Below are 15,287 nucleotides of genomic sequence, written 5' to 3' on the forward strand. Positions count from 1 at the left end.
GGTCCGACCCAGGCGCGGTCACGGATGTGGTCCGATTCATCCCCTTATGGGGGGGTATTCGGGCTCTATGAGTACCGTATCGATGCAGTTGGCCGCAGCGAGCGGCCTGATGAGCCTTGCGCTGTTCATCGTGGCCGTCGGTCTGCTCGCGCTGCTCGCCGGTGGTTTCTGGATGAATTCCCGTGTCAAGTACCGCGAGCCTCCTCGTCCGCGACCCGAGGAGCAGCCTCAGCTGCCCATGGAGGGGCCGGTGCGCGAGGTCCGGCAGAACAGGGAGTCCCAGGACGTCCCCCAGACCCCCAAGGGCGGTCGCCCGCTCACCCCGTACGAACTGAGCAACATGGACTCCCGGCCGAGTGAGTCCAAGGACCGCCCGCGCTGGAGCAAGGGGTCCAGCGGCTCGTTCGGCGGAGGCGGACTGGGCGCCCACTGAGTTCGGACGACCGAGCCGGCCGCGCCGCGACACCCGGTCACCGGCCCGCGCCGGACCGCCGGACGTCCCTAGGAACCCTTCCTGGCGGCGTCCAGGCGGCCGACGCGGGCCACGTTCCGCACATCGTCGGGGTCCTGGCTGGGCTCGGCGGCGAACCAGGCGTCGAGAATCTCCTTCAGCACCGGTTCCGAGGTCAGCCGCAGGCTGAGCGCCAGCACGTTGGCGTCGTTCCAGCGGCGGGCGCCGTCCGCCGTGGTGGCGTCCGTGCACAGGGCGGCGCGTACGCCCGGCACCTTGTTGGCCGCGATGGACGCGCCCGTACCGGTCCAGCAGCACACCACCGCCTGCTCGGCCAGGCCCTCGGCGACGTCCCGGGCGGCCGCCTCCGAGCAGACCGCCCACTGCGCGTCGGCCCCGGGCCGCAGCGCCCCGTGCGCGCGCACCTCGTGCCCACGATGCCGCAGCTCCGTCACGAGGAGGCGCGCCATGCGTTCGTCCATGTCGGAGGAGACGGAGATCCGCATACCGCGGAGCCTAGCGCGTGCCACGCGGCGGCGGGCCACCGACATGGAACGGTCCCGGAAGCGCTGCTGCCGCCTCCGGGACCGTTCGGCCGTTCACCGGTCGGGCCGTGGTCATCGGGCTGGGGCGTGGGGCAGGGATGGCCGGGCCGTGGTCAGGGATGGTCGGGCCGCTGCGCCGGAGGCACCCCGCCGCCCTGCCCCCCGCCCTTCTCGCCCTTGTCCGTGCCGTGCGGGCGGGCACCCGCGTTGCCGCCGGTCTGGCGGGCCTTGAGTTCGCCGCTGTCCTGCGGGCTGGAGCCTCCCTTGTCACTGCGCCGCTGTTCGGGCTGCTGCGGATTGGACATGCCGGACTCCCTCCGGGTGGTGCGTGATCCCTGCGGGGTACGGGTTCCCGCGGGGTACGGGTTCCCAGGGATGCGCGGGTGACGCGCACCGCGGGCGGATCACCTCATGGGGCGGAGCGGGTCAGCACCTGGTGGAGGTGTTCGAGGGCGTCGAGAAGCACCGAGCGGTGGTACCAGCTCAACCATGCCGCCGTGTCGGAGGCCAGCAGGCCCAAGGCCTCCGCCTGGGCGGCGTCCGGCCGGTGGCCGGCGTGGGGCCAGTGCAGGGTGATCACACCGGTGCAGGAACCGGCCGCGGACAGGACGGGGATGCACTGCAGCGCGTGCGTGCCGGTGGCCAGCAGGAGGCGCCGGCACTCGTCGGAGAGCATTGGGTCGGCGCCCACGTCGGGCACGCTCACCCTGCGCCCCCGCGTCCGGGCGACCGCGTCGGCCGTGCCGTCGTCCCGGCCGCACACGAGGTGGTCGAGGAACGTTTCCGCACAGCCGTGGTGGCTCTCCAGCACCAGCGTGCCCACGGCGGGGTCCACGGACTGCACATAGCCGGCGGGCGCCCGTCCGATGGCCAGCGCCTCGCGCAGCACGGCGTCGGTCATCTGCCGCCGGTAGCGCGGGTCCCGGCCGCCCCTGCCCAGGAGCCGCAGCTGCGGCACGGGCAGGGAGCGGCGGCCCGGGAACCACACCGCGCCGTCCGGGGGCCTGGCCACCACCACGGCGGAGACGAGGACGCGCAGCGGTACGTTGAACCGTTGCGAGGCCTCGCGCAGCGCCCGGAAGGCACTGCCCGAGTCCGGCAGGCCGTACCGGACCATCAGCGCGCCCTGCGCCATGCCGATCACCGGGGCGGTGCGTACCCGGGCGCGCAGGGCGCGGACCTCCATGAGCAGGTCCTCGTACGAGGGCCGCAGCGGGTCCGCCATCTGCGACCGCCAGGCGGGCAGCTCCTCCACCCGGGCGGCGGTACGGGCCAGTTCCCGCAGCGCCTCGTCAAGAGTGGCGTACAACTGGACGCCGTCCAGGCGGGCGAGGTGCACCGCCTCGCGCACTCCGGGCCGGGCCCGGACGATGATCAGGTCCGGGCGTCCGGTGCGTGCCCGGGTCGTCTCGCTCAGCGCGCGCAGTACGGCGGCGCCGCCGAGCTGCACATGCGCCATGTCGAGGACGGGCCGCAGTCCGGCGCGGTCGGCCTGGTCCAGGTGGCCGCGCAGCTCCTCCGACCAGGCCTCGGCTCCCTGGGCGTCGAGGGTGCCGGACATGCGCAGGAGCAGGGCGCCCTCGGCGGGTAGTCCCTCGACGACGGAGGACTCGATGACGAGGGGGGCCGGTGCGCCGGGGCGGTCGGAAGGGGCTTTCATGGCATCACCCAGACAAGACGTCACAAAAAACTCGATCGGCCTCTTTGTGACCACCTTGCACGGTAGGTGACCGACGCTCAACCGCGCCATCCACCGCGCCGGGCGCGCGAGCCGCCCCTGCCCGCGTCAGCCGGGCCGCCGGTTTCCGCTGGTGCCCGTCCCGGACTCCAGCGTGTGCAGGGCCGAGGCCATCGTGGCATGCACCTGCACGCCCGGCAGGCCGGCCGTCCGCAGCGCCTCCCGCACGTGGGGTCTCGGCTGTACGACGGGCAGGGCGCGGCCGGAGCAGGCGAGGGAGCCGGTCGCCCGGTCCAGGGAACCTACGGCGGCCGCGCAGGCGAGGTACACCTCGGTCAGGTCCAGGACGGGGTGTTCCGCGGCCTCGTCGGCGTGCGCGATGTGCTCGGCGAGCGCCTCGGTGAACTCCACGGCGTTGCAGGCGTCGACCGTGCCCCGTGCTTTCAGGACGCTGATCCCCCCGACCTGCGGGCGGTGCTCGTGCACGGTCTGCAGGAGCAGCGGGGCCGGGCCGCCGGGACGGACGCGGACGGGGAACAGCTGATCGTTCTCCATGGGGACCGGGCTTCCTGCGGGGGAAAGGTCAGCCGGCCGCGTCTTGACCGGGGGCATCACTGTGCCCCGGGCGTGTGCGCGACGCAACGACTCCACCCGGGCGTGTCGGGGCCGGACCGGCGCCGCCCTCCCGGCTCGTGCGCCAGTCGGCACATACCCCGCGGAACTCAGCCGACGTACCGCCGTGCGGGTGAGGTTCTGCGTGCCCGCTCCAGTTCGGCCAGCCGGCGTTCCAGCTCCGGCGGCACCGGGTCGCGCTGACGCAGTACCCAGGGCAGTCCGGCGGTGGCGTGCACGAACGCGCGTGCGGAGGCGGCGTCGCGGGGCACGGTGCGGATCAGATGCCCGGTACGGCGCAGGGCCGGGAGCAGCGGGCGGCGCAGCCAGGTGAACCACAGCGTGTTGCGCAGTCCGAGGACGCGGCGGGCCGTGCTGTCGCGCAGCCGGGAGGCGTGGTGGTGGACGGTGAGCTCCTCCGCGTAGGCGAGCCACCAGCCCTGCCGCAGCAGGTCGCAGGCGAGCAGTTCCTCCTCGCCGCCGAGCCAGAGTCCGGGGTGGAAGCCGCCGCCGGCGCGGAAGGCCTCGGTGCGCAGCACGGTGGCGGCGGCGAGGAAGGAGCCGAGTGCGGGTCCCGGGAGCCAGTCGGGGCCGGGCAGCGGGGACTCGCGCAGTTCGCGTACGACCGGGTCCTCGGTTCCGCCCGGCTCGACGACGATCCGTGCGGTGACGGCCGCGAGCCGGGGCCGGGCATCGAGCAGGTCGGCGGCCCGCCGCAGGCTGCCCGGCTCCCACCAGGAGTCGTCGTCGCAGAACGCGACGTAGGGGGTGCGTACCCGCTGGACGGCCAGGTTGCGGCCGATGGCCCCGAGGTTGCGGCCGGGACGCAGCAGGGTCATCTCGGGGAAGTCCCGGGCGACGGCTTCGGCGGTGCCGTCGCCCGAGGCGTTGTCGGTGACGATCACCGGGGGCCGTTCGGGCAGCCGGCGCAGCAGGGCGAGGGTGCGCAGGAGTTCGTCGCGGCGGTTGTGGGTGATCAGGACGACGGTCGTACGGTCGTCGGAGTGCGTCGGGGTCATGGCGAGGCGTCTTCCTCCGGGCATCGGGCCGCCTGCCGGTCGAGCAGGCGGGCGGCGTGTTCGACGTGCGGGGGCAGGGTGCGGCGACGGGCGAGGGCTGCCGGGAGCCGCGCGAGGGTCTCCTTCAGGGCGCGGCGGGCGCCGGGGCGGCCGGCGGCGGCGGCCCGGGTGAGCTCGGCGCCGGCTCGCAGGGCGACGGGCCAGGGGCGGCGCAGGCAGGTGGTGAGCACGTGGTTGCGCTGTACCAGGGACGGGCGGCCGCCGCGGCCGTGGCCCTCGGGATGGTGACGGGCGCACAGGGTGGGCTCGTAGGAGACGCCCCAGCCACTCGCGGCCAGGTCGTAGGCGAGCAGGGTCTCTTCGCCCCCGAAGAAGAGCAGCGGGTGGAAGCCGCCCGCGCTCAGGAAGGCCTCCCGGCGCACCACACTGGCGCAGGCGAGGAAGCCGAGCACCGGGCGGCCGGGCAGATCCGGCTCGGACGGCATGGGCGAGGCGGCGAGGATCTCGTTGAGGGGATCCTCGGCGGCCTCGTCGCCGACCAGGGTGCGGGCGGCGAGCAGGCCGAGCCGGGGGTGGCCGTCGAGGAGGTCGGCGGCCCGGCGTAGGCTGCCCGGCTCCCACCAGGAGTCGTCGTCGCTGAAGGCGACGTACGGGGTGCGGGCGTGGCGGACGGCCAGGTTGCGGCCGAGGGCCCCGGTGTTGGCGGTGGGCCGCAGCAGGTGGGCGACGGCCGGGTGGCCGCGCACGGCCGTGCGCGTGGTGTCGCCGCGAGAGTTGTCGACGACGATGACCGGCGGGCGCTCCGGCAGCGCGGCCAGCGCGTCGAGGGTGCGCAGCAGACTGGCGCACCGGTCGCGGGTGATGACGGCGACGGTGACCCTGGGGTCGCCTCCGGTCGTGGGCCGGCGGGTGAGGCCGGGGGCGTGCTCAGTGGACACGGGTCACCTCCGGTCCTGGCTGCCGGGCCCGGCCGTGGACCGGCCGGAGCAGCGTCAGGCAGGCCGTGGCGACCTCGCCGGTGCGGATGCGCAGGAGGCGGGTGTCGGGGGTGCGGCCGTGCGGGTCGCCGGGTGGGCCGGGCGCCCACAGGGCCAGGTGGTCCGGGCCCGGGGGCGGGCCCCACAGGCGCGGGGAGACGGGTCCGAACAAGGTGACGGAGCGGGTGCCGTGGGCGACCGCGAGATGCGCGAGACCCGTGTCACCGCTGAGCAGGAGGGACGCCTCGGCCACCAGTGCGGACAGCTCCCCGAAGGGCAGGCCGCCGGCCAGCACGTCGCACGCCCGCAGTCCGCCGCGCTCGGCTACGGAGCGGACCAGGGCGCCCTCGCCGGAGCCGCCGGTGAGCACCACGTGGTGTCCGGCGGCGCGCAGGCACCGTGCGACGGCGGCGAATCGCTCCCCCGGCCAGCGGCGCGAGCCCGACGCCGCTCCCGGGTGCACGACCACCGCGCCCGGCGCCGGAGACGGCGTACCGGGGCGGGGCAGACGCACGTCCAGGGGGTCGGCCGGGATGCCGTAGGCGTGCAGGAACGCGCACCACCGGTCCCGTTCGTGGGCTTCGCCCCGCCATGGTGGCCCGTCGGGGCCGGCGTGGGCGAGCAGCCGGCGCGGGCGCAGGGCGGCGAGCGCGTCGCGGCTCTCGGGACCGTTCCCGTGCAGGTCGATCGCCACGTCGGGCGGCGGCCCGGCCCAGTGCGCGAGGGACGGTACCGTCCGCCCCGGCGCCTCGGCCGGGAACACCGCGTCGATCGCACCGGTGGCCAGGGCGAGTTCGGTGAGGCCCGGTGGCTGCGCGAGGACGACCCGGTGCCCCGGAAAGGTCCGCCGGACACCGCGCAGCGCTGGCACACCGGCCAGCAGATCACCGAGACCCAGCGCGCGCAGCACCAGGACGGTCGGGGGGTGCGGGGTACGGGTCACCGAGTCGGACCTCCTGTGGCAGCGGTGGCCGAGGCCGGGCGGCGGGCGAGGATCACCTCGCGGCCGGGGAAGACCGGCCGGACACCGCGCAGCGCGGGGACACCGGCCGGCAAGTCGCCTGTGCCGATCACCGGAGCGCCCCTCCGGCGGGAGCGGGAGCCCCGGCCGGGCGGCGGGCGAGGTCACCTCGTCGCCGGGAAGGGCCCGCCGGATGCCGTGCGGAGCAGGTACCCGGACGCAGGCCTGTGCGGATCGCGGGTCGATCCTCCGGCGGGCGGGGGAGCTCGCGGAGGCGGCGGGCAGAGGCAGGGGGCTTCTCGCGTGCGGTGGGTGCACGCCGGGAGCCACGCGAGGCCCGGGTACCGGCCGCAGGGTCGAGCCGCCCGCCCCCCGGCACCCCGGGCACGGGGCCGCAGCCGACGAGGCGCCCGAACACAGACCAGACCGCCCGGCCACAGCACCCCGCGCACCCCGGCCCAGCCGACGAGGCGCCCCGGCCCACGGCATGCGGTGGGGCGTGGCCGGTGGTCACCTTGTGTGTTCTCCGGTGGGTGCGGGGGTCAGGGCGGCGCGGCGGGCGAGGCCGGTGGTGGAGCGGCCGTCGAGGTAGGGAAGCAGCAGGACCTGGCCGCCCCAGCTCTCCACCAGGGGTTGTTCGGGCAGGCGGCTGCGTGCGTAGTCGCCGCCCTTGGCCCAGATGTGCGGGCGGAGGTCGCCGAGGATGCGTTCGGGCGTGTCCTCGTCGAAGACGGCGACGGCGTCCACACACTCCAGAGCGCGCAGCACCCGGACCCGGTCGGCGGCCGGGACGAGGGGGCGGCCGTCACCCTTGCGGCGGCGCACCGAGTCGTCGGAGTTGACGCAGACGACCAGGCAGTCACCGGCCCGGCGGGCGGCCTGGAGCAAGGCGACGTGACCGGCGTGCAGCAGGTCGAAGCAGCCGCCCGCGGCGACGACCGTGCCGCCGGCGGCACGCACCCGGGCGGCCGTGCGCACGGCGTCCGCGGTGGTGTCCCCGTCGGACGGGCCGGCCTCGGGCTGGTCCGGCTGCTCCGGAGCGGCGATCGCGCGGGCGCCGCCCTCGGCCACATAGCGGGTGGCGGCGTGCACGGCGGCCTGGACGGCGGCCTCGGTGAACGTGCCGTCGGCGAGCAGCCCGGCGGCGGCCGCGGCGAACCGGTCACCGGCTCCGCAGGGGTCGCCCACCGCGGCGGCCGGGGTCGGCACGAGCAGCGGGGTCTCGCCGTGGGAGAGCAGCGCGCCACGCTCGCCGAGGGTCACGGCGACGGCCTGGGCCTGCCAGGCCCGGACGAGGGTGCGGGCGTCGCGGGCCGCGGTGCGCAGTCCGGCCTCGCCGCCGGAGTCCTCGCAGGCGTCCAGTTGCCGGGCGAAGGCGCGGGCCTCCTGCGCCGAGGGGGTGGCCAGCCGGACACCGGGAACCGGGAACCGGCCCCGCACATGGGGGTCCCAGACAACGGGTGCCTGAGTGGCGGCGGTGCTCAGGGCCGCTCTGAGGACGTCGGCGGTGCCACGGCCGTAGTCGGCGACCAGGACGCCGCCGGCCCTGTTCACGATGGCTTCGGAGGCCTGGGTCGCCTCGCGGGCGCGGCCCTCGCCGTCGTCCAGGCGCAACAGCGGCCGGTCTCCGGCGAGGATGCGGGTCTTGCTGCCGAGGGTGCCCTCCAGTGGCACCTCCACCAGGTCGACGCGGCCGGCCAGCAACTCGCGCAGGGTGTCGCTGGCCGGGTCGTCGCCGAGCGCGGTGACGAGGGTGACCGGGCGGCCGTCGGCGGCCGCGAGGCAGGCGGCGAGAGCCGCGCCGCCCGGGCGGGAGCTGCGCCGGGTGCCGTGCACCACCGGCACGGGCGCGTCCGGGGCGAGTCGCTCGGCCCGGCCGCACAGATCGTGGTCGAGCAGGGCGTCGCCCACGACGACCAGGGGCGTGTGCGAGGCGCTCATGCGTGTCCCTTCGTGGGGGCTACGGGCACGTCGGACGCGGCGCGGCCGACGGTACGGGCCCGGCCGACGAGCCGGCCCACGACGCTGGGCCTGCCATCGGCACCGTCCCTCGCCGCCCGGTCGGCCTCGCCCCGTTCGACCGCTTGATCGAATGCCTCACAGAGCATGTGCACGGCGACCAGGTGCAGCTCCTGCACGGTGGCGGAGACCGGGGCGTCCACGCACAGCGCCTCGTCCGCGCCGAGTTCCAGGGGGTTGGGTGCCCGCCCGGTCAGCGCCCACACCGTCATCCCGAGGCGGTGGGCGCGCTCGGCGGCGGCCAGCAGGTTGGCGCTCGCGCCGCTGGTGGACAGCAGCATGAGGACGTCTCCGGGGCGGCCGTGGGCGGCGGTCTGGCGGGCGAACACCTCATGGACGCCGTAGTCGTTGGCGATCGCGGTGGTGGATGAGGTGTCGGCGTGCAGGGCGATCGCGGAGAACGGCGGCCGGTCGTCCCGGTAGCGGCCCACGAGTTCGGCCGTCAGGTGCTGCGCCTGAGCGGCGCTGCCGCCGTTGCCCGCGACGAGCAGCCGGGAGCCACCGCCGAGACGCCGGGCGAGTTCGGTACCCCAGCGCTCGATGAGCGGACCCCGGTCGCGGAACGTCTCCAGGGCCGCCATCAGGTCGTCGCAGTGGGTGGTGTCGATGACGGGCTTGGTGTCGGTGACGGTCTTCATCGGACGACTCCCGAGAGCGAGCGGATCGAGGACACGGCGCCGTACACCCCGGCCACACCGTCGGCCACGCGGTCCCAGGTGTAGTGGGCGAGCACCCGTTCGCGGCCGGCGGCACCGTAGCGGGCGAGCCGGTCCGGGTCGGCGAGGAGGGAGCGGACGACCGCGCCGAGGTGGTCATCGTCGTCGTCGGCCGGGACGAGCACGCCCGTGGTGCCGTCCACGACCGTGTCGAGCTGGCCGCCCACCGCGGTGGCCACGACCGGGGTAGCGCAGGCCATGGCCTCCAGCGGGACGATGCCGAAGGGCTCGTACCGGGGCAGGGACAGGACGAGGTCGGCGCTGGACATCAGCCGGGGCATGCGGGCCCGGCCGACCCCGCCGAGCAGGGTCACGCGGTCCAGGACGCCGTAGTCGCCGGCGATGCCGTAGAGGCGCGCTGCCTCGGGTTCGATGCCGAGCAGGTCGGCCTCGGGGCCGCCCGCGATGAGGAGTTCCGCGTCGGGGACGCCGGCCAGGGCGCGGATGGCGCGGTCGAAGCCCTTACGGGGCACGAGCCGGCCGACGGCCAGCAGCCGCCTGCGGGCGCCGGGCGGCCTGGTGGGGGCGACGGGGGCGAACTGGTCGGGGTCGACGCCGCAGGGCACGACGCTGATCCGGTCCTCCGGCAGACCCATCGCCTTCAGTTCGGCCACCTCGTCGCTGCACGTGGCGATGATCCGGGCGCACTCGTGACCGATGGCCTCCTCGATCGCGAGCCGCTCGGCCGGGCTGGTGTCGGCGGCCCCCTGGTAGCGCTTCTTCACGGTGCCGAGCGCGTGGTACGTCTGCACGACGGGGATGCCGAGTCCCCGGGTGCCGGTCAGGGCGGCCAGGCCGGACATCCAGAAGTGGGCGTGCACGACGTCGGGCGGGCTCGTCGCCCACTGCCGGGCCAGGAAGTTCCCGAACTCGGCCATGTGGGGCAGGAGGTCGTCCTTGGGGACGGCTGCGGGCGGCCCGGCGGGTACGTGCACCACCTGCACGCCGTCGATCAGGGTCACCCGGTCCGGCAGGCCCGCCGAGTCCCGCCGGGTGTACACCGTGACCCGGAATCCCTTGCGGGCGAGTTGCCGGGCGACCTGCGCCACGTACACGTTCTGGCCGCCCGCGTCCGGTCCGCCGAGCGCGGCCAGCGGGCTGGCGTGCTCGGAGACCATGGCGACGCGCCCGGCCGTGTGCGGTATACGGCTCATCGGGTGACCTCCTTGATCAGGCGCTCCCAGTCGTCCAGGAAGCGCCGCTCTCCGTAGCGGGCCTGCGCCGCGGCCCGGGCCGCCTCGCCCGTGCGGCGGGCGTGCTCCGGTTCGGCGAGGAACGCCCGCACGGCGTCCTCCAGTACGTCGAGGCGGTTCGAGACCACCCCGGCGCCGTCGGGTATCGCCTCCCGGGCCTCCGTGGTGTCGAGGGCGACCACGGGCATGCCCAGGAACATGGCCTCCAGCAGGGACAGGCCGAGCGAGGTCCAGCGCACGGGGTGCAGATAGAGCCGGCAGCGGGCCATCTCCCGGTGCAGTTCGTGCTGCGGCAGGTCGCGGGTGCGGCAGCGCTCGGGCGGCAGGTCCAGGTGCTCGGCGAGTCCCCCGGTGCGCATGCCGAAGACGTCCAGGGGCGCGCACCGGGCGAAGCGGGGCAGCAGGTCCGTGCCGGTCGTACGGCCCCTGCGGACGGGGTCGTTGACCACGACCGCCGCGCGTCGTCCGGTGCCGGTCCACAGCCGGCCCGGGTCGATGATGCCGTGTTCCACGACCTCTGTCGGGGCCTGCCCGTTGTCCCACATCAGCCGGTTGAAGTGGGTGACGTGGACGACCGGGATGCCGGACTGCCCGGCCAGCGGGTGGAGTTGCCGCTCCGGTGACTCGTCGGGGCTGTTGTGCTCGACGTACACGGCGGGCACGTCCACACCGGGCCGGCGGCCGGTCCAGCGCAGGGCCAGGTGAAGTTCGTGCGGCCGTTGGAGCACCATCAGGTCGATGTCGCAGTCCCACAGCTCCTTCGGGGTCCGTTCCCTCACGCTCTCGGGCCAGTCCCAGGTCACGGCCCGGCCGAGCCCGTCGGGTCCCCGGTCCCGGGTGGCCGGGACCAGGTAGGTGTGCGGGCCCTGCACGAAGGCGGTGAGCCACGATCCGTGCACGTGCCAGACGAGGATGTTCATGAGTTCCGCTCCTGGATGAGCTTGTGCACCGCGCGCACCACGTCCTGCCCGGTGACCTCGTCCAGGCAGGGGTGGCCGGGCACCGGGCAGGTGAGCGCCCGGGTGTCCGCGCACGGCGCCGACTGGTCGCCGAGCAGGATGGTGGGGACGCCGTACGGTGCCCAGCGGCCGGCCGGGACCACCGGCGCGAACAGGGACACCACAGGGGTGCCGACCGCGGCGGCGAGGTGGGCGGGGCCGGTGTTGGCGCTGATCACGACGTCCGCGAGGCGCAACACCCCGGCGAGGGTGCGGGGGCTGGTCCGGCCGCCGAGGTCCACGGCCAGGTCCCCGCTGACGCGCCGGGTGAGGTCCGTCTCGTCCGGGCCGCCGGTCACGACCACGCGGTGCCCGGCGTCGGCGAGCAGCGCGACGGCCTCCTCGCACCGGTGCGGGCTCCAGGCGCGGGCCGGGGCGCTGGCGCCGGGGTGCAGGACGACGTACGGGCCGTGGCCGGTCAGGTCGCTCGTGTCCGGGGGCGGCAGCACCCGCAGCCGCCCGTCGTCCCCGGGTGGTGGCGGGAAGCCCATCGCGGCGGCGGTGTCGAGGGCCGCCTCGGCCTCGTGGCGGCCCTCCCGCCGCCGGTGGCGTACGTCCAGCAGCCGCCCGGGGTGGTCGACGCTGTCGGCGCCGGTCCGGCCGACGCCCGCGAGCCGCAGCAGCAGTGCGGTGGGCAGGGGGCTCTGGTGGAACGAGGTGAGGATCAGGGCGGTGTCGAAGGCCCCGGCGCGCAGCCGCCCGACCAGTGCGTCGATGTCCGCCGGGCTCACCGGGGGCGGGTCGAAGCCCTCCCAGGGCGCCTCCCACACCAGCACCTCGTCGACGGCGGGCAGCAGCCGGGCGGCTTCGGCACCGCGCGGGCCGCACAGCAGGGTGACGTGCGAGGAGCGGGCGGCGACGGCGCGTACGGCGGGGCCGGCGAGCAGCACGTCACCGAAGCTGTCCAGACGGACGACGAGGGCTTTCACCGCGACCGCCTCCCGGCCGGGGCCGCCGTGTCCTCGAGCGCCCGGCGCACCGCGGTGAGCAGGTCGGGGGCGCTCTGGTCGGCGAAGCGTTCCACCTCGTGCGCCGCGGTGACCGGGTTCGGGACCAGCACGCCCCGGGCGCCCGCCGCGTGCGCGGCCAGGACGTCGGCGGCGATGTCGCCGATCACCAGGCATTCGGCGGGCCTGACGCCCAGCCGTGCGGCGGCCGCGAGGATCAGGCCGGGCCGGGGCTTGCGGCAGTCGCAGCCGGCGTCCGGGGCGTGCGGGCAGAACACCCAGGTGTCCAGGCCGCCGAGCAGTTCGTCCGCGCGCTCGTTGACGCGGCGCACCTGCTCGGTGGTGAGCAGCCCGCGCCCGATGCCGGACTGGTTGCTGACCACACCGGTGGCCAGACCGTGGGTGCGCGCCAGTGCCACGGCCCGAGCGGCGCCCGGCAGCAGCCGGACGCGGCCGGGGTCGCCGTTGTACGGCACGTCCGTCACGAGAGTGCCGTCGCGGTCGAACAGGACGGCGGCCACGCCGCTCACCCGGCACCTCCCAGGGGTGCGGCGTGCCGGTGGCGGACGACTCCGCGCAGCCAGTGCCGGACGGCGAGGGGCGGGATGAGCACACTGGTGCCGAGCATCCCCGCTATCTCCCGGGCGGTCCGGGGACCGGGCAGGATGCGCGCGAGGGCGAACTCGGCGGTGCCCAGGGTCCACACGGCCGCCCAGGCGGTCGCGGCGCGGCGGCGGCCGGCCAGGGCGCAGGAGGCGGCGGCGAGCGCGGCGCCGGTGACCGCCAGGTGGCGGGGGAGCCGGCCCCGGGGCGCCTGGGCACGGTCCCACCAGTCGCGGCCGTGCAGCCGGTTCATGAGGGCGTCGTCGGCGTTGCCGCGCTGCACGGGCAGCGAGGCCCACCAGTGGGCGGGGCGGACCGGGTGCCGGGTGACCCGCTTGCCGCGGCACAGCGACCAGCCGGCCCGCTGCACCCGCAGGGCGAGGTCGGCGTCCTCCCGGAAGGCCCGCGGGAAGCGTTCGTCGAAGCCGCCGACCCGGGTGAGCGCCTGGGTGCGGTAGGCCATGTCGGCGGTGGCCCAGGCGGCGTTCTCCAGGCCTTTGGTGGTGCGTTCCCAGTCGGTGGGCCGGCGGTCCGGGGGCAGGGGGACACGCAGCTGCCCCTGAATGCCGCCGACGTCCTCGCCGGCCTCCCGCAGGTCCTCGGCGAGCAGCAGGGACCAGTCCGGGAGCACCTGGACGTCGTCGTCCAGGAAGACCGTCCAGGGCGTACGGACGGCCCGCCAGCCGGCGTTGCGGGCGGCGGCCGGGCCCTTGCCGCAGGTGCGCAGGGTCCGTACCCGGTCGAGGAGCTGTCCGGCCGTCCGGAGCGGCAGGTCGCCGTCCGGCTCCGGCCGGTCGTCCACGATGACGACCTCGTGCGGGGCGTGCCCCTCGGCCTCGGCGAGGGCGCGGAGGCACTCGGCGAGGCACGGGCGGCCGATCGTCGGGACGACGACGGTGTACGCGGGCGCGCCGGTCATGCGAACGCCTTTCCTCGGCGGATTGCGAACGGGCCGAGCACCAGCAGGTCCACGGGGGCCGAGCCGAAACACTCCAGGGCGTCGCGGGGATCGTCGACCATGGGCCGCCCGGCGGTGTTCAGGCTGGTGTTCACCACCACCGGCAGCCCGGTGCGCCGCTCGAAGCCGTCGATCATGCGGGCCACCAGGGGCTCCTGGGCCCGGTCCACGGTCTGGATACGGGCCGTGCCGTCGACATGGACCACGGCCGGGATACGGGCCTTCCAGTCGGCGGCCACCTCGTGTACGAACAGCATGTGGGGACTGGGCAGCGGTCCGTCGAACATCTCGGCCGCGCGCTCGGCGAGCACCATGGGGGCGACGGGCCGGAACTCCTCGCGGCCCTTGACCGCGTTGAGCCGTTCCAGATTCGCCGCCCTGCCGGGATGGGCGAGCAGCGAACGATGGCCGAGCGCCCGGGGCCCGTACTCGCTGCGGCCCTGGAACCACGCCACGATCCCGTCGGCCGCAAGCGCCTCGGCGGCCGTCTCCGCGATGTCGGCGGGCTCCTCGTACGGCACGGCCGCCCGCTCCAGCCACTCCCGCAGCTCCGCATCGCTCCAGCCACGGCCGAGCGCGGCGGTCGGCATGGGCTCCACGGTGTCCTTCTGGCCGGCGACGTGCGCGGCCGCGCCCAGGGCCGTACCGGCGTCTCCGGCGGCGGGCTGCACCCACACGTGCCGGAAGCCGCTCTCCCGCCACAGCCGGGTGTTGGCGACACAGTTCAGGGCGACCCCGCCGGCCATGGTCAGGGCGTCCTCGCCGGTGCGCTCGCGCAGCCGGCGGGCGAGCGCCAGCATCGCCTCCTCCAGGCACAGCTGGGCGCTGGCCGCGAGGTCGGCGTGGTCCTGGCTCCAGGCGCCGCCGGCCGGGCGCGGCGGGACGAGGTCGGCCCAGGGCACCGGCCGGGCCCGGAAGCCGCCCCGTTCGTCGGCCTGGACGTACTCGCGCAGCCGGTCGGCGAAGCGGGGGGTGCCGTAGGAGGCGAGCGCCATCACCTTGAACTCGTCACTGCTGCGCAGGAAGCCGAGGTGCTGGGTGAGGTCCTCGTAGAACAGGCCGAGGGAGTCGGGCAGTTCCTGGGTGCCCAGGACGGTCAGTTCGCGGTTGGTGTAGTGGCCGGCCAGGTGGGAGCCGCACTCGCCGCGGCCGTCCAGGACGAGGACGGCGCAGTCGGGGTAGGGCGAGACCGGCCCGGCGGAGGCGGCGTGCGCCACATGGTGCGGGACGAAGCGGACCTTGGCCGGGTCGAGTCCGGGCAGGGCCTCCGCAAGGAAGTCCGGGGCCCGTCGGGCGTACTCCTGGCGCAGGTCGTCCCAGGGGTCGTTCAGGCCCATCTGCTCGGCGGGCCGGGCCAGCGTGGGGTCGTAGGAGTAGGCGACGGCGTCCAGGTCGGACGGGGTGAGCCCGGCCTGCTCAAGGCACCAGCGGGCCGACTGCTCGGGTAGCTCCCAGGCGGAGAAGGGCACGGGACGCTTGCCGTGCTTGCGGCGTGAGAACCGCTCCTCCTCCGCCGCCGCCATGACCTTGCCGTCGGTGATCAGGGCCGAGGCCGGGTCGTGGAAGAGTGCGTTGATACCGAGGACGTGCATGCGCTGTCTCCTGGGCGG

General features: G+C 75.6%; 16 protein-coding genes. 1 reads left to right on the top strand and 15 read right to left on the bottom strand.

Features of this window, described 5'->3' with window-relative positions; all coding sequences use genetic code 11:
- Positions 1–67: 67 nt before the first annotated feature.
- Positions 68–433, top strand: a complete 366-nt coding sequence (locus ABZ079_RS15250) for a DUF6479 family protein (protein WP_356939896.1) — start codon at positions 68–70, stop codon at positions 431–433.
- A gap of 68 nt (positions 434–501) precedes the next feature.
- On the opposite strand, the gene ABZ079_RS15255 is transcribed toward ABZ079_RS15250, so the two are convergent.
- The 15 genes from ABZ079_RS15255 to ABZ079_RS15325 form a co-directional block, all read right to left on the bottom strand.
- Complete coding sequence (locus ABZ079_RS15255) at positions 502–957, bottom strand: RpiB/LacA/LacB family sugar-phosphate isomerase (protein ID WP_356939897.1); 456 nt, start codon at positions 955–957, stop codon at positions 502–504.
- 152 nt (positions 958–1,109) lie between these two features.
- Complete coding sequence (locus ABZ079_RS15260; RefSeq protein WP_356939898.1) at positions 1,110–1,301, bottom strand: hypothetical protein; 192 nt, start codon at positions 1,299–1,301, stop codon at positions 1,110–1,112.
- A gap of 104 nt (positions 1,302–1,405) precedes the next feature.
- Positions 1,406–2,656 (bottom strand): ANTAR domain-containing protein, encoded by a 1,251-nt coding sequence (locus ABZ079_RS15265; RefSeq protein WP_356939899.1) that lies wholly within the window; start codon positions 2,654–2,656, stop codon positions 1,406–1,408.
- Positions 2,657–2,782: 126 nt separating this feature from the next.
- A complete protein-coding gene (locus tag ABZ079_RS15270) occupies positions 2,783–3,229 on the bottom strand; it encodes an STAS domain-containing protein (RefSeq protein WP_356939900.1) in 447 nt (148 codons plus the stop codon).
- Between the two features lie 167 nt (positions 3,230–3,396).
- Positions 3,397–4,305 carry a glycosyltransferase gene (locus ABZ079_RS15275; RefSeq protein WP_356939901.1) on the bottom strand — a complete coding sequence of 303 codons (909 nt, stop codon included), beginning with the start codon at positions 4,303–4,305 and terminating at the stop codon, positions 3,397–3,399.
- Entirely contained in the window at positions 4,302–5,243 is a 942-nt protein-coding gene (locus tag ABZ079_RS15280; protein WP_356939902.1) for a glycosyltransferase, read from the bottom strand. The genes ABZ079_RS15275 and ABZ079_RS15280 overlap by 4 nt, the downstream gene beginning before the upstream one ends.
- Positions 5,233–6,225: a glycosyltransferase family 9 protein gene (locus ABZ079_RS15285; protein ID WP_356939903.1), complete on the bottom strand. Its 993-nt coding sequence runs from the start codon at positions 6,223–6,225 to the stop codon at positions 5,233–5,235. The genes ABZ079_RS15280 and ABZ079_RS15285 overlap by 11 nt, the downstream gene beginning before the upstream one ends.
- Positions 6,226–6,753: 528 nt before the next feature.
- A complete protein-coding gene (locus ABZ079_RS15290) occupies positions 6,754–8,184 on the bottom strand; it encodes a PfkB family carbohydrate kinase (protein WP_356939904.1) in 1,431 nt (476 codons plus the stop codon).
- Positions 8,181–8,900: an SIS domain-containing protein gene (locus ABZ079_RS15295; RefSeq protein ID WP_356939905.1), complete on the bottom strand. Its 720-nt coding sequence runs from the start codon at positions 8,898–8,900 to the stop codon at positions 8,181–8,183. Before ABZ079_RS15295 ends, ABZ079_RS15290 begins: the two co-directional genes overlap by 4 nt.
- Positions 8,897–10,132 (bottom strand): glycosyltransferase, encoded by a 1,236-nt coding sequence (locus tag ABZ079_RS15300; protein WP_356939906.1) that lies wholly within the window; start codon positions 10,130–10,132, stop codon positions 8,897–8,899. The genes ABZ079_RS15295 and ABZ079_RS15300 overlap by 4 nt, the downstream gene beginning before the upstream one ends.
- Positions 10,129–11,091 carry a glycosyltransferase gene (locus ABZ079_RS15305; protein ID WP_356939907.1) on the bottom strand — a complete coding sequence of 321 codons (963 nt, stop codon included), beginning with the start codon at positions 11,089–11,091 and terminating at the stop codon, positions 10,129–10,131. The genes ABZ079_RS15300 and ABZ079_RS15305 overlap by 4 nt, the downstream gene beginning before the upstream one ends.
- A complete protein-coding gene (locus ABZ079_RS15310) occupies positions 11,088–12,098 on the bottom strand; it encodes a glycosyltransferase family 9 protein (RefSeq protein ID WP_356939908.1) in 1,011 nt (336 codons plus the stop codon). Before ABZ079_RS15310 ends, ABZ079_RS15305 begins: the two co-directional genes overlap by 4 nt.
- Positions 12,095–12,646 carry an HAD-IIIA family hydrolase gene (locus ABZ079_RS15315; RefSeq protein ID WP_356939909.1) on the bottom strand — a complete coding sequence of 184 codons (552 nt, stop codon included), beginning with the start codon at positions 12,644–12,646 and terminating at the stop codon, positions 12,095–12,097. The genes ABZ079_RS15310 and ABZ079_RS15315 overlap by 4 nt, the downstream gene beginning before the upstream one ends.
- The gene (locus tag ABZ079_RS15320; protein ID WP_356939910.1) at positions 12,643–13,638 is read right to left on the bottom strand and encodes a glycosyltransferase; all 996 of its coding nucleotides are present in this window, start codon (positions 13,636–13,638) and stop codon (positions 12,643–12,645) included. The genes ABZ079_RS15315 and ABZ079_RS15320 overlap by 4 nt, the downstream gene beginning before the upstream one ends.
- Complete coding sequence (locus ABZ079_RS15325; RefSeq protein WP_356939911.1) at positions 13,635–15,269, bottom strand: carbamoyltransferase C-terminal domain-containing protein; 1,635 nt, start codon at positions 15,267–15,269, stop codon at positions 13,635–13,637. Before ABZ079_RS15325 ends, ABZ079_RS15320 begins: the two co-directional genes overlap by 4 nt.
- Positions 15,270–15,287: the final 18 nt, after the last annotated feature.

Source organism: Streptomyces sp. NPDC006314, from assembly GCF_040613075.1.
Classification (GTDB): Bacteria; Actinomycetota; Actinomycetes; order Streptomycetales; family Streptomycetaceae; genus Streptomyces.